This is a genomic window from Streptococcus sp. UBA4344 (assembly GCF_002393675.1).
Taxonomy (GTDB): domain Bacteria; phylum Bacillota; class Bacilli; order Lactobacillales; family Streptococcaceae; genus Streptococcus; species Streptococcus vicugnae.
The window spans coordinates 25,115-38,658 of the sequence record NZ_DGTE01000033.1 but is presented as its reverse complement, the minus strand read 5'-3'; the positions used below and the strand labels follow the sequence as shown (position 1 = coordinate 38,658).

12 protein-coding genes are annotated in these 13,544 nt (G+C 36.9%); 10 read left to right on the top strand and 2 right to left on the bottom strand.

Annotated features, from left to right (window positions below):
- From mraY to pepC, 10 genes are all read left to right on the top strand, one after another.
- Complete coding sequence (gene mraY / locus B4D49_RS06700; RefSeq protein WP_286783603.1) at positions 1-1,014, top strand: phospho-N-acetylmuramoyl-pentapeptide-transferase; 1,014 nt, start codon at positions 1-3, stop codon at positions 1,012-1,014.
- A gap of 197 nt (positions 1,015-1,211) precedes the next feature.
- Positions 1,212-2,555 (top strand): DEAD/DEAH box helicase, encoded by a 1,344-nt coding sequence (locus B4D49_RS06695; RefSeq protein ID WP_199544819.1) that lies wholly within the window; start codon positions 1,212-1,214, stop codon positions 2,553-2,555.
- A gap of 237 nt (positions 2,556-2,792) precedes the next feature.
- The gene (locus tag B4D49_RS06690) at positions 2,793-3,617 is read left to right on the top strand and encodes a transporter substrate-binding domain-containing protein (protein ID WP_286783602.1); all 825 of its coding nucleotides are present in this window, start codon (positions 2,793-2,795) and stop codon (positions 3,615-3,617) included.
- Positions 3,618-3,631: 14 nt separating this feature from the next.
- Entirely contained in the window at positions 3,632-4,435 is an 804-nt protein-coding gene (locus tag B4D49_RS06685) for an amino acid ABC transporter permease (RefSeq protein WP_286783601.1), read from the top strand.
- Positions 4,435-5,178 carry an amino acid ABC transporter ATP-binding protein gene (locus B4D49_RS06680; RefSeq protein ID WP_286783600.1) on the top strand — a complete coding sequence of 248 codons (744 nt, stop codon included), beginning with the start codon at positions 4,435-4,437 and terminating at the stop codon, positions 5,176-5,178. The genes B4D49_RS06685 and B4D49_RS06680 overlap by 1 nt, the downstream gene beginning before the upstream one ends.
- Before the next feature lie 80 nt (positions 5,179-5,258).
- Positions 5,259-5,483, top strand: a complete 225-nt coding sequence (locus tag B4D49_RS06675) for a DUF4059 family protein (RefSeq protein ID WP_132869544.1) — start codon at positions 5,259-5,261, stop codon at positions 5,481-5,483.
- A 66-nt stretch (positions 5,484-5,549) separates the two neighbouring features.
- Entirely contained in the window at positions 5,550-6,464 is a 915-nt protein-coding gene (gene trxB, locus B4D49_RS06670) for a thioredoxin-disulfide reductase (protein WP_199544822.1), read from the top strand.
- Between the two features lie 251 nt (positions 6,465-6,715).
- Positions 6,716-8,176, top strand: a complete 1,461-nt coding sequence (locus B4D49_RS06665) for a nicotinate phosphoribosyltransferase (RefSeq protein ID WP_132869546.1) — start codon at positions 6,716-6,718, stop codon at positions 8,174-8,176.
- The gene (gene nadE, locus B4D49_RS06660; RefSeq protein WP_286783599.1) at positions 8,176-9,000 is read left to right on the top strand and encodes an ammonia-dependent NAD(+) synthetase; all 825 of its coding nucleotides are present in this window, start codon (positions 8,176-8,178) and stop codon (positions 8,998-9,000) included. Before B4D49_RS06665 ends, nadE begins: the two co-directional genes overlap by 1 nt.
- Before the next feature lie 263 nt (positions 9,001-9,263).
- Positions 9,264-10,601: an aminopeptidase C gene (gene pepC, locus B4D49_RS06655; RefSeq protein ID WP_286783598.1), complete on the top strand. Its 1,338-nt coding sequence runs from the start codon at positions 9,264-9,266 to the stop codon at positions 10,599-10,601.
- Positions 10,602-10,695: 94 nt separating this feature from the next.
- On the opposite strand, the gene pbp1a is transcribed toward pepC, so the two are convergent.
- Positions 10,696-12,909 carry a penicillin-binding protein PBP1A gene (pbp1a, locus tag B4D49_RS06650; RefSeq protein ID WP_132869178.1) on the bottom strand — a complete coding sequence of 738 codons (2,214 nt, stop codon included), beginning with the start codon at positions 12,907-12,909 and terminating at the stop codon, positions 10,696-10,698.
- Entirely contained in the window at positions 12,896-13,504 is a 609-nt protein-coding gene (gene recU, locus B4D49_RS06645) for a Holliday junction resolvase RecU (RefSeq protein WP_074482672.1), read from the bottom strand. The genes pbp1a and recU overlap by 14 nt, the downstream gene beginning before the upstream one ends.
- Positions 13,505-13,544 lie beyond the last annotated feature (40 nt).

Sequence of the window (13,544 nt, the reverse complement as noted above, 5' to 3'; positions counted from 1 at the left end):
ATGTTTTTAAGTTTAATTGCAGGTATTGTTGCATTTGTATTGACAGTATTTGCTATGCCGCATTTTATTCGTATTTACCAATTGAAAAAAATTGGTGGACAACAAATGCACGAGGATGTCAAACAACATTTGGCTAAAGCTGGAACACCAACAATGGGTGGAACAGTCTTTCTAACAGTAGCCATTCTTGTTAGTCTTGTCTTTAGTTTCTTTATTGCAAGACAAGCTGGTGCTTCAATGGGAGCTATAGCAGGAATTCTTTTGGTTGTTTTGATTTATGGAGTTATTGGATTTCTCGATGATTTCTTGAAAATCTTTAAACAAGTTAACGAAGGGTTGACCCCATGGCAAAAAATGAGCTTGCAAATTATTGCTGGTTTGATTTTCTACTTTGTTCATGTTCGTCCAAGTGGTACTGATGATTTGAACGTTTTTGGTATTGATATTCACCTTGGCGTTCTTTATGTGCTTTTCGTTCTTTTCTGGATTGTCGGATTTTCAAATGCTGTTAACTTGACTGATGGTATTGATGGTCTTGCTTCAATTTCAGTCGCGATTAGTTTAGTAGCCTACAGTGTTATTGCTTTTGTTCAAAAACAATACGATGTACTTTTGATTGCTGTTACTATGATTGGTGCTTTGTTTGGTTTCTTTGTTTTCAACCATAAACCGGCTAAAGTCTTTATGGGTGATGTGGGAAGTTTATCTCTTGGTGCCATGCTTGCAACAATTTCAATTGCCCTTCGTCAAGAATGGACATTATTAATCATTGGATTTGTGTATGTTTTTGAAACAGCTTCAGTCATGCTTCAAGTATCTTACTTCAAATACACTAAGAAAAAATATGGTGAAGGTCGTCGTATCTTCCGTATGACACCATTCCATCATCATTTGGAGCTTGGTGGTTTGTCAGGGAAATCAGACAAATGGTCTGAATGGAAAGTTGATGCTTTCTTGTGGAGCGTTGGTGCTATTGCAAGTATCATCACATTAATTGCACTTTATGCCTTTTAATCAATAACAGCGAGTTGAGGTTTCTCAACTCGTTTTTTATTTAAAGCGCATAGTACTTTGCTTTAATCCCCCTATTAATGATATAATGGAAGGGAATGAATAAATTCCCCTGGTTACTTTTACTAGGGATTAAACGATAAGTAGATATAGAGAAATTTTCAAGTTCATCTTGATGAGATAAGAAATTGAGGTAAAACATGTCTTTTAACGATTTTAATTTTAAGCCCTACATCCGTGAGGCACTCGCAGAGCTTAAATTCAAAAATCCGACAGAAGTGCAACAAAAATTGATTCCTGTTGTACGTTCAGGTCGTGATTTGGTAGGTGAATCTAAAACAGGTTCAGGGAAAACACACACTTTCTTGTTACCTATCTTTGAAAAATTAGATGAAAATAGTGATAATGTTCAAGTAGTTATCACAGCGCCAAGCCGTGAATTAGCGACACAAATTTATCAAGCTACAAAACAAATTGCTGATAAGTCTGAAACAGAAATCCGCGTGGCAAACTATGTCGGTGGAACTGATAAACTTCGCCAAATTGAAAAACTAAAATCATCTCAACCGCACATCGTTATTGGTACACCAGGTCGTATCTATGATTTGGTAAAATCAGGCGATTTAGAAATTTATAAAGCTCATACCTTTGTTGTTGATGAAGCTGATATGACGCTTGATATGGGATTCCTAGATACGGTTGATAAAATCGCTGGAACATTGCCAAAAGATGTTCAAATTTTGGTCTTTTCAGCAACTATCCCACAAAAACTTCAACCATTCTTGAAGAAATATTTGACAAATCCAGTCATGGAAAAAATCAAAACAACAACAGTTATCGCCGATACAATCGATAACTGGTTGGTGTCAACTAAGGGACGTGATAAAAATGCACAAATTTTAGAAATCACAAAAGCCCTTAACCCATACCTTGCCATGATTTTTGTTAACACTAAAGAACGTGCTGATGAATTGCACAGTTACCTCGCATCAAATGGTTTGAAAGTGGCAAAAATCCACGGTGGTATTCCGCCACGTGAACGTAAACGTATAATGAACCAAATCAAAAAATTGTCTTACGAGTATATCGTAGCAACAGATTTGGCAGCGCGTGGAATTGATATTGAAGGTGTTAGCCATGTTATTAATGATGCTATTCCGCAAGATTTGTCATTCTTTGTTCACCGTGTTGGACGTACAGGACGTAATGGTTTGAATGGTATTGCGATTACTTTGTACCAACCAAGTGATGATTCAGATATTCGTGAACTTGAAAAACTAGGTATTAAATTTGTGCCGAAAATGCTTAAAAACGGTGAATTCCAAGATACCTATGATCGTGATCGCCGCGCTAACCGTGAAAAATCATATCAAAAACTAGATACAGAAATGATTGGTTTGGTTAAGAAGAAAAAGAAAAAAATCAAACCTGGTTATAAGAAAAAAATTCAATGGAAAGTTGATGAAAAACGTAAACGCGAACGCCGTGCAGCTAACCGTGCTAAAGGTCGTGCAGAACGTAAAGCTAGAAAACAAACGTTCTAAGATGAGAAGTAGTCTGAAACAAAAGTTTCGGACTATTTTTTATGCTTTTTTTAATGATTAGGGTATAATTGTCAAAAATAGAATCCCCCAGAAATTTGGCTTGTTGCAGTTCTGTCAAGAAATAGGATTTATGCCTTGATAGTTTTTCTTTATCGAGTCTATAGAAAATATATATTGGGAATGTCATGTTAAGTTTGGTAGACTGTAACAAAGATGATTAGAAGAGAGGACATTTAGATGAAATTGAAGAGATTATTGACTGTGACTTTCTTAGCAGCTACAGCTATTACTTTAGCAGCTTGCTCAAATCAAACACAATCTGGTGGAAAAACAGTTGTAAAAGTGGCAACTGACTCAGATACAGCACCATTTACTTATAAAGAAAATAATACCTTTAAAGGTTATGATATTGACGTGGTTAAAGCCATTTTCAAGGACTCTAAGAAATATAAAGTAGAATTTGTGACAACGGCCTTTGACTCTATTTTGACAGGGGTTGATGCCGATCGTTATCAAATTGCCGCAAATGATTTTAATTATAATGAAGAACGAGCTCAAAAATACCTTTTCTCAGACCCAATTTCACACTCAAATTATGCTATTACGAGTGCTGAAGGAACAAGCTATGATAGTTTAGATGATTTATCAGGTAAAAAAACTGAAGTGATTTCAGGTTCTAATTATGCCCAAGTTTTGGAAAAATGGAATAAAGAGAATCCTGATAAAGAGCCAATTAAGATCAAATATGCTGCAAGTTCAACTGGGCTAACAACACGTGTCCAACACATTGAAAATGGAACCATTGATTTTATCCTTTATGATGCGATTTCATCAAATTATCTGATTGAAGATCAAGGTTTCAATTTGACCGTGACAAATGTGAAAGATCAAATTGGTGGTGAAAATGATGGTTTGGAATACCTTTTATTTGCTGATACAAGTGAAGGAAAAGAGTTACAAAAATTTGTCAACAACCGTATCAAGGTACTAAAAAAAGATGGAACATTAGCTGAATTGAGTCAAACTTATTTTGGCGGTGATTTTGTTTCATCTGTTAAATAATAGAAGGAGTTTACATGTCTTTAACAACGATTGCAACTGGCTTATCTTGGTATGACAAGCTGGTTGAGAAAATACCTGAAGGTCAGTTATTTAGTTGGCGAGCAGTGTTTGATGCCATTCCCGATTTGATTGGGCGCTTGCCAATAACTTTGGGTTTGACCTTAGCAGGTGCTTTATTTGGTTTGATTTTAGCTTTGGTATTTGCGATTGTGAAGATTAATCGCACTAAGGTTTTGTATCCCATTCAAGCTGTCTTTGTCAGCTTTTTACGTGGAACACCAATTTTAGTTCAACTCATGTTAACTTATTATGGGATTCCACTCTTTCTAAAATTTCTCAAATTAAAATATGGCTTTGATTGGAATATTAATGCCATTCCAGCTTCAGTATTTGCAATTACTGCTTTTGCCTTTAATGAAGCAGCTTATACAAGTGAAACGATTCGTGCAGCTATTCAAGCTGTTAATGTTGGTGAAATTGAAGCAGCACGTAGTCTTGGAATGACCACTTTTCAAGTTTACCGTCGAGTCATTATTCCAAATGCGGCAGTCATTGCAACCCCAACTTTGATTAATAGTTTGATTGGTTTGACGAAAGGAACGTCGCTAGCTTTCAATGCGGGGATTGTTGAAATGTTTGCCCAAGCACAAATTTTGGGTGGATCAGATTACCGTTATTTTGAACGTTACATTTCTGTCGCCCTTGTTTATTGGGTTATTAGTATTATTATTGAGCAAATTGGCCGTTTAATTGAAAAGAAAATGGCTATTGATACACCGCAAGTTAATCAAGATACCGTAACAGGAGAGATTCGCTAATGATTAAGATTACAAATTTAACAAAAGCATTCTCTAATCAGAAAGTTTTAGATGGGCTAGATGTTGCAATTGAAAAGGGTGAAGTACTTGCTCTTGTTGGTGCATCTGGAGCTGGGAAATCAACATTTTTGCGAAGCTTGAATTATTTGGAGCAAGCTGATTATGGTAGTATTACTATTGATGATTTTAAGGTTGATTTCCAAAATATCTCAAAAGAAGAAGTGCTTGAACTTCGCCGAAAACTAGCTATGGTTTTTCAGCAATTTAATCTTTTTGAACGTCGTACAGCACTTGAAAACGTCAAAGAAGGATTAAAGGTTGTCAAAAAATTACCAGATACTGAGGCTACAAAGATTGCTAAAGAAGAGCTAGCAAAAGTCGGACTTTCTGATCGTGAGAACCATTATCCACGACATTTGTCGGGTGGACAAAAACAACGTGTTGCTTTGGCGCGGGCCTTGGCCATGAAACCAGATGTCCTTTTACTTGATGAGCCAACCTCTGCGCTTGATCCGGAATTAGTTGGAGAAGTTGAAAAATCGATTGCTGATGCCGCTAAAGCTGGTCAAACAATGATTTTGGTTAGTCATGATATGAACTTTGTTTATCAAGTAGCGGATAAAGTTCTCTTTTTGGACAAGGGACGTATTCTTGAAGCTGGGACACCAGAAGAAATTTTTAAGCATCCTAAGGAAGCAAGAACTAAAGAATTCTTTGCAAATTATACAAAAACGTATATTTAAGCAGACAGATTTGATATAATAAGAGCTGAAAGTTTTTTTCAGCTTTTTTAGAGCAATAGAATACTAGTGCAGGGTGAAATATGTTTTTAGAAATTTTTAGTCTCTATATTCAGGGATTACTTTTATCAATTATCAGTGTTTTGTTAGTTGGTGTGATTTGGAATTTTTGGCGAGCTAGTCGTAAGTATGATAAAACCGCCAAAGAACGCCAAGCTTTTTTGTATGATATTTTGATGATATCTATTATGGTAATTCCAATTCTTTCATTTGCTTTTATGGCTATCTTATTGATGTTTAAAGCATAATAATTGCCTTTTAGTAACGAGATTGATAGAATAGAAAAATAATCAATAAGACGAGGTAAAAAAATAATGTACGATACACTAATTATAGGTTCAGGTCCTGCCGGTATGACTGCAGGGCTTTATGCCGCGCGTGCTAACTTAAAAGTTGGTATTATTGAACAAGGAGCTCCTGGTGGGCAAATGAATAATACCTCAGAAATTGAAAACTACCCAGGTTACGATCACATTTCTGGACCAGAATTGTCAATGAAAATGCATGCTCCGCTTGAAAAATTTGGTGTTGAAAATATCTACGGTATTGTAAAAAGTATCGAAGATGCTGGCGATGTTAAGCGCGTCATCACTGAAGATGCTACTTATGAAGCTAAGACAATTATTTTGGCGACTGGTGCTAAAAACCGTGCCCTTGGCGTAGCTGGTGAAGAAGAGTACACTAGCCGCGGAGTTTCATACTGCGCCGTTTGTGATGGTGCATTTTTCCGTAACCAAGATTTATTGGTTGTCGGTGGTGGTGATTCAGCAGTAGAAGAAGCTGGATATTTGACACAATTTGCAAAATCAGTAACTATTATTCACCGTCGTGATGAATTGCGTGCCCAAAAAATCTTGCAAGAACGTGCTTTTGCCAACGAAAAAATCAACTTCATCTGGGATTCTGTTGTCAAAGAAATCAAAGGAAATGATATTAAGGTTTCAGGTGTTGTTGTAGAAAACGTTAAAACTGGTGAAATCAGTGAGCACGACTTTGGTGGAATCTTCATCTATGTTGGGGTTGACCCAGTTTCAAAAATGGTGGAAAATCTTGGCATCACAGATGAGGCAGGCTGGGTTATTACAGATGAGCATATGAGAACTTCTATTCCTGGTATCTTTGCCGTCGGTGATGTTCGTAAAAAAGAACTTCGCCAAATTACCACAGCTGTTGGTGATGGAGCTATTGCAGGGCAAGGTGTTTACCAATATATCGAAAATATGAAATAATTACAGACAGTCTGAGATGATAATCTCGGACTTTTTTAGTTATTAGCTAAGTTAGAAAGATGAAAATACTTTTTGAAAATCAGATTTTTTTCAAATCTTTGCGCAAAACCTCACAAAGTTTTAGCCAGTCTCTCGTAATTGTGCTATAATATGGGGGATAATTAATCTTTTGGCAATACTAGCAGAGGTTGTTTGAAACCAGATATGATAAGACTAGTATTAGGCCAATAATCTTAAAAAGGGGATACCACATGTATCAAGATGATAGTTTAACTCTCCACACAGATTTGTATCAAATCAATATGATGCAAGTTTATTTCGATAAAGGCATTCACAACCGTAAAGCGGTTTTTGAAGTCTTTTTCCGTAAAGAACCATTTTCAAATGGCTATGCTGTTTTTGCTGGTTTGCAACGTATGGTAGAATACCTCAAAAATCTTCGCTTTACAGAAACAGATATTGCCTATTTAGAAGAATTAGGTTATCCAGCTGATTTTATTGCTTACTTAAAAGATTTTAAATTAGAATTAAGCATCCGTTCTGCCCAAGAAGGAGATGTAGTTTTTGCCAATGAACCAATTGTTCAAGTTGAAGGACCACTTGCTCAATGTCAATTGGTTGAAACAGCTTTGCTTAACATCGTAAACTTCCAAACGTTGATTGCCACAAAAGCTGCTCGTATTCGTTCAGTTATTAATGACGAACCATTGCTCGAATTTGGTAGCCGTCGTGCCCAAGAAATGGATGCAGCAATTTGGGGAACACGTGCTGCTGTAATCGGTGGTGCTAATGCCACATCAAATGTTCGTGCTGGTAAAATGTTTGATATTCCAGTGTCAGGAACACATGCACATGCTCTTGTTCAGGCTTACGGTGATGACTATGAAGCCTTCATGGCTTACGCAGGCACTCACAAAGATTGCGTCTTTTTGGTTGATACTTATGATACACTTCGTTTGGGTGTTCCAGCAGCTATTCGTGTAGCCAATGAACTTGGCGACAAGATTAACTTCCTTGGAGTTCGTATCGACTCTGGTGATATGGCTTACTTGTCTAAAAAAATCCGCGAACAATTGGATGCTGCAGGTTACCCAGATGCTAAAATTTACGCTTCAAATGATTTGGATGAAAATACCATTCTTAACCTTAAAATGCAAAAAGCCAAAATTGACGTTTGGGGTGTTGGTACGAAACTTATCACGGCTTATGACCAACCAGCTCTTGGTGCTGTTTACAAAATTGTCTCAATCGAAGATGAAAACGGTGTAATGCAAGACACTATCAAATTGTCTAACAACGCTGAAAAAGTGTCTACACCAGGTAAAAAACAAGTTTGGCGCATCACAAGTCGCGAAAGAAATAAAACAGAAGGTGACTACATCACTTTCACTGATACAGATGTTAACCAACTTGATGAAGTTTACATGTTCCACCCAACATACACTTATATCAATAAAACAGTAAAAGATTTTGAAGCTGTTCCTCTCCTTGTTGATATCTTTGATAAAGGTGAATTGGTTTACGATTTACCAACACTTGCTGAAATTCAAGACTACGCTCGTAAAGAATATGACAAACTTTGGGATGAGTACAAACGTCTACTTAATCCACAAGATTATCCAGTTGACTTGTCACAAGAAGTTTGGCAAAACAAAATGGATCTTATCGACCGTATTCGCAAAGAAGCTCAACAAAAAGGAGAAGTTAAGTAATGACATTACAAGAAAAAATCATTGCAGAATTGGGTGTTAAACCAAGTATTGACCCTAAAGAAGAAATCCGTGTGTCTGTTGATTTCTTGAAAGATTACATGAAAAAACATACCTTCCTTAAAAGTTATGTTCTTGGTATTTCAGGTGGCCAAGATTCTAGCTTGGCTGGTCGTTTGGCACAAATCGCTGTAGAAGAATTACGTGCTGAAACTGGTGATGACAGCTACAAATTTATTGCTGTTCGCTTGCCATATGGTGTTCAAGCTGACGAAGAAGATGCCCAACGTGCCTTAAAATTCATCAAACCAGATGTTAGTATTGCTGTCAATATTAAAGAAGCTGTTGATGGACAAGTTCACGAACTTGAAAAAGCTGGTATTGAGGTTTCTGACTTTAATAAAGGTAATATTAAAGCACGTCAACGTATGATTACACAATACGCAGTAGCAGGTGCCAATAGCGGTGCTGTTATCGGTACTGACCACGCTGCAGAAAACATTACTGGATTCTTTACAAAATTTGGGGATGGTGGTGCTGATGTGATTCCACTTTACCGTTTGAACAAACGTCAAGGGAAACAATTGTTAGCTGAACTGGGTGCAGATCCAGCTATCTACGAAAAAATTCCAACAGCTGATTTGGAAGAAAATCGTCCTGGTATCGCTGATGAAGTAGCACTAGGAGTTACTTACAATGATATTGATGATTACCTTGAAGGTAAAACAGTTTCACCAGAAGCACAAGCCAAAATCGAAAACTGGTGGAATAAAACAGAACACAAACGTCACCTACCAATTACAGTATTTGACGATTTCTGGAAATAATATTTCATTTTAAAGAGACCCTTGGGGTCTTTTTTTCTTATGCATTTAACATTAAAAGGTAGAATCTCTTGTAGGTGGAGTATTTGATGTTTGAATTCCCGACATAAGTTGTTATAAAAGTTTACACATTTTTTTGAAAGTTTCAAAAAGTTCTACAATTTCTCTTGAAAAATGCCTAATAAGCGCTATAATGGTTATTAGTTAAGTCGGGTTAAGTCAGAAAATATAACACAATTGCTTAATCCAAAGTATTAGGAGGAAATATGTCAGAATTATCATCAACATTTACTGATAAACTATTTGCTGACTTTCAAGCAGATAGCAAATTGCGTGCTGTTGAAAATGCTGTAACTCACAATGGTTTGTTAAAATCACTTGAAACTCGCCAAAGCGAAATGAAAAATGATCATGCTTTTTCAATTGATTTAACAAAAGATAAAGTTGCTAACCAAAAAGCATCTGGTCGTTGCTGGATGTTTGCCGCTCTTAACACATTCCGTCATAAAATGATCTCAGATCTTAACTTGGAAAACTTTGAACTTTCTCAAGCACACACATTCTTCTGGGACAAATATGAAAAATCAAACTGGTTCTTAGAACAAGTTATCGCAACTGCAGACCAAGAACTTGGTAGCCGTAAAGTAAAATTCTTGCTTGATGTTCCTCAACAAGATGGTGGTCAATGGGATATGGTCGTTGCTCTTTTTGAAAAATATGGTGTTGTGCCAAAAGCAGCTTATCCAGAATCAATTTCATCAAGCAATAGCCGTGAATTGAACCAATACCTTAACAAATTGTTGCGTCAAGATTCTCAAATCTTGCGTGAAGCGATTGCAGCAGGTGCTGATGACAAAGCTATTCAAGCTAAAAAAGAAGACCTTCTTCAAGAAATTTTCAATTTCTTGGCAATCAATCTTGGTTTGCCACCACGTACATTTGACTTTGCTTACCGTGATAAAGATAATAACTATCATTCAGATAAAAATATCACACCACAAGAATTCTTCAAAAAATACGTTGGTTTAGACCTTTCAGAATATGTTTCAGTTATCAATGCACCAACAGCTGATAAACCTTATGGTAAATCATATACTGTTGAAATGCTCGGTAATGTTGTTGGTAGCCGTGACGTTCGTTACATTAACCTTGATATGGAACGCTTTAAAGAATTGGCCATCGCTCAAATGCAAGCCGGTGAAACAGTTTGGTTTGGTTCTGATGTTGGTCAAATTTCAGACCGCCAAAAAGGTATCATGGCAACAAATGTTTACGACTTTGAAACAGCTATGGATATCAACTTCACACAAGATAAAGCAGGTCGTCTTGATTACAGCGAAAGCTTGATGACACACGCTATGGTCCTTACAGGTGTTGATTTGGATGAAAATGGAAAATCTCTTAAATGGAAAGTTGAAAACTCATGGGGAGATAAAGTTGGTAACAAAGGTTACTTTGTTGCTTCAGATGCTTGGATGGATGAATTCACATATCAAATCGTGGTACGTAAAGAATTCTTAACAGCAGAAGAACGTGCAGCTTATGAAGCAGAACCAATTGTTCTTGCACCTTGGGATCCAATGGGAGCTCTTGCTAGCAAATAATGAGATTATCTAAATACCAGAAGCATCAGTACTTCTGGTATTTTTTTATCATAAAAAAGCCTCCTCTTGATATCAAGAGGAGGCTTTTAAATTTTTAGTTGCTAGTTTCAGTATCGCTACCATTATTATCTGATGCATTTTCAGATGATTGGTTAAATTCTGTAGAAGAACTTTCTTCGCTAGATGATTGACTAGATGAAGATTCTTCTGAAGAGCTTGAGCCATAGATGTTACTATATACAGAGCTTGATGAAGCTGAGTAAGTGTAGTTACTTGAGCCACTTAGATAAGCATAGCCACCACTTGTGTAAACACCTTTAGGAATATCAAAGTCTTCGCTACCACTACCATATTTTTCATTTAGATAACTTTGCATAGCTTTGTAAACATCAGCTGCAACGTTGAGGCCATTACCGTAAATAGGTGTCATACGGTTTTTGTATCCTGTCCAAACAGCCATTGAATATTGTGGTGTATAACCAACAAACATTTCATCTGGCGCCATTGTTCCAACGACACTGTTGTAAATACCTGTTGATTCTTCGATTTCAGCAAGTTCGTCATCTGAGTAGTTAGATGTTCCTGTTTTACCTGCTTGGTAAATACCAGGAAGAGCAGCTCTAGTACCAGTACCATAAGTCAAGACAGTTTTCATCATTGAAGTCATCAAGTAAGCTGTTGATTCTTTCATAGCACGGCTACCAGAGGCGTCAAATGATTTGCTTGTACCATCGTTGAATTCAATTTTATTAACGTATTGAGGTTCGTAGTAGATTCCACCGTTAGCAAATGCGGCGTAAGCAGCAGCCATTTTTTCACTACTTGCTCCATATTTTTGGTTAGAATCACTTGTTGAACTTGAGATAGCATTTGAGTAGTAGAGTTGTGGATAGTAAATACCAAGACCTTCTAAGAATGACTTAGATTTATTTAAACCAACTGCTTCAAGGGCTTTAACCGCAGGAACGTTACGAGATTGTTGAATAGCGGTCTGGATTGTCATGCTACCGTAGTATTGACGGTCCCAGTTATAAACTTGAGTTGATGTACCAGGCCAGTAGTATTTATTATCGCTAGTAACAGCAGCGGTACTTGTGTAGATACCATTTTCAATCGCTGGAGCATAGTCAGTGATTGGTTTCATTGTAGAACCCCAGTCACGGTCAGTTAGGACGGCTTGGTTAGTTCCAAGTGAAACAGTTGTGTCTTGGTTACGTGATCCAAGTTGGGCAATAACTTTACCAGTGTTGACGTCAACAACTGTTGAGGCAACTTGGAGGTCAGTATCAGGGTAGTATACGTATGAGTCAGTATTGTAAATATCCCATAGATATTTTTGAGCTTCAGTATCAACGTTTGTGTAAACTTTTAGCCCAGCTGAGTAGATATCTTGGCCAGTTTTATTGCTGACTTCTTGGATAACTTCTTTAATGTAGTTATCAAAATATGGTTCGTAGCTTGTTGATTCTGTCAGTGTTTGTAGACCATCTGTAACAGGAGTAGCAAGTGCTGCCTTATACTCAGATTTAGTGATGTTACCATCTTCGTACATTTCAGCTAGAACAGTATTACGACGGTTTTGGGCAGCGTCAGGATTTGTATATGGGTCGTATTGACTAGGAGCTTGAGGAATACCAGCAAGCAAAGCCAATTGAGCAATAGACAAATCTTTCAAATCTTTACCGTAGTAAGATTTAGCAGCTGTTAGCATACCATAGTTACCATTTCCCATGTACACTTTGTTAATGTAGAAAGTTAGAATTTCTTCTTTAGTGTACTTACGTTCCATTTGAAGGGCAAGCCAAGCTTCTTGAGCTTTACGTTTCAAGGTTTGGTCAGATTCTTTTGTTGAGAAGTAAGCTAACTTGATTAATTGTTGGTCAAGTGTTGAACCACCTTGAGTGCTAGAGCTTGTGAAGTTATTTAAAGCTGCACCAAGAATACGATAAACATCAATACCACGGTGTTTGAAGAAGCGTTTATCTTCGATAGATGTAACAGCATTAACCAAGTTTAAAGGAATGCTATTAGCTGATACGCTTTCGCGTTTTTCAGAACCCAAGTCAGCAATCAATGAGCCATTAGCATCATAGATAAGACTTGAATTAGTAGATGAGAGTTTGCTAGCTGTTAGTTTTGGTGTGCTGCTGACATAAAATGCAAAGATTGAGCCACCAATTAAGAAACCAGCAACAACTAAAGCCATCATTGTGATTAGACCGTATTTTAACACCTTAAGAGCAGTATCTTTAGATGCAGGATTACTTGTTCGTCTTTGTTTTGTTGTTTTCTTTTTAATTGTGATCACCGCCTAAAATTTTTTGATCGATAATATCCAAATAAGGAACTTGAGGGAGTGAACTTGTTGTCACCATATACCCATTTTTTCTGATATAATCAAGTGGCATGGATTTGGTGCCGAGGTTGATTTGGTAAAAGTCTACTAGAGCGCTAGCAGGTAAAAAATAAGTTTCCTTAAGTGTTGAAAAGTGAAGTAGTACAAAGCAGATGCCATCTTGCTTTAAGACATGTTCCATATGCTCAATTTGGTGAGCGTGAAAGTTTTTCAAAGGCATAGATGTCTTTTGTCGCGTTTCTTTCGCTTCAAAGTCAATGTAGCGTCCTTTATAGACACCAGAATAATCGGTCGTTGATGCTTGGCGAAAGTATGCTTCTACAATTTTGGCACGGCTTCTTTTTGGATAATCAACTTTTACAATTTGAATTGGGGTTGGTTTTTTGTGAACAACAGCAATATCACGAGATAAGTAGTAATTATTGGTTTCATTGATTGCTGCTTCAAAACTCATCCCACGATTAGCAAAATTAATCGTTGATTTTGTTGTCTTTCTAGAAGCTGGGACTGCTTGTTTTCGAATAAGATGATGAGGGTAATTAACCATAAAACTCCTAACATTCATGCTTAAGTCAATATAAGCACTA

Coding starts and splice junctions, on each gene's coding strand:
- B4D49_RS06665 (WP_132869546.1), top strand. CDS start 6,716: ATGTATCAAGATGATAGTTTAACTCTCCACACAGATTTGTATCAAATC.
- trxB (WP_199544822.1), top strand. CDS start 5,550: ATGTACGATACACTAATTATAGGTTCAGGTCCTGCCGGTATGACTGCA.
- B4D49_RS06685 (WP_286783601.1), top strand. CDS start 3,632: ATGTCTTTAACAACGATTGCAACTGGCTTATCTTGGTATGACAAGCTG.
- nadE (WP_286783599.1), top strand. CDS start 8,176: ATGACATTACAAGAAAAAATCATTGCAGAATTGGGTGTTAAACCAAGT.
- B4D49_RS06680 (WP_286783600.1), top strand. CDS start 4,435: ATGATTAAGATTACAAATTTAACAAAAGCATTCTCTAATCAGAAAGTT.
- B4D49_RS06675 (WP_132869544.1), top strand. CDS start 5,259: ATGTTTTTAGAAATTTTTAGTCTCTATATTCAGGGATTACTTTTATCA.
- B4D49_RS06690 (WP_286783602.1), top strand. CDS start 2,793: ATGAAATTGAAGAGATTATTGACTGTGACTTTCTTAGCAGCTACAGCT.
- recU (WP_074482672.1), bottom strand. CDS start 13,504: ATGGTTAATTACCCTCATCATCTTATTCGAAAACAAGCAGTCCCAGCT.
- mraY (WP_286783603.1), top strand. CDS start 1: ATGTTTTTAAGTTTAATTGCAGGTATTGTTGCATTTGTATTGACAGTA.
- B4D49_RS06695 (WP_199544819.1), top strand. CDS start 1,212: ATGTCTTTTAACGATTTTAATTTTAAGCCCTACATCCGTGAGGCACTC.
- pepC (WP_286783598.1), top strand. CDS start 9,264: ATGTCAGAATTATCATCAACATTTACTGATAAACTATTTGCTGACTTT.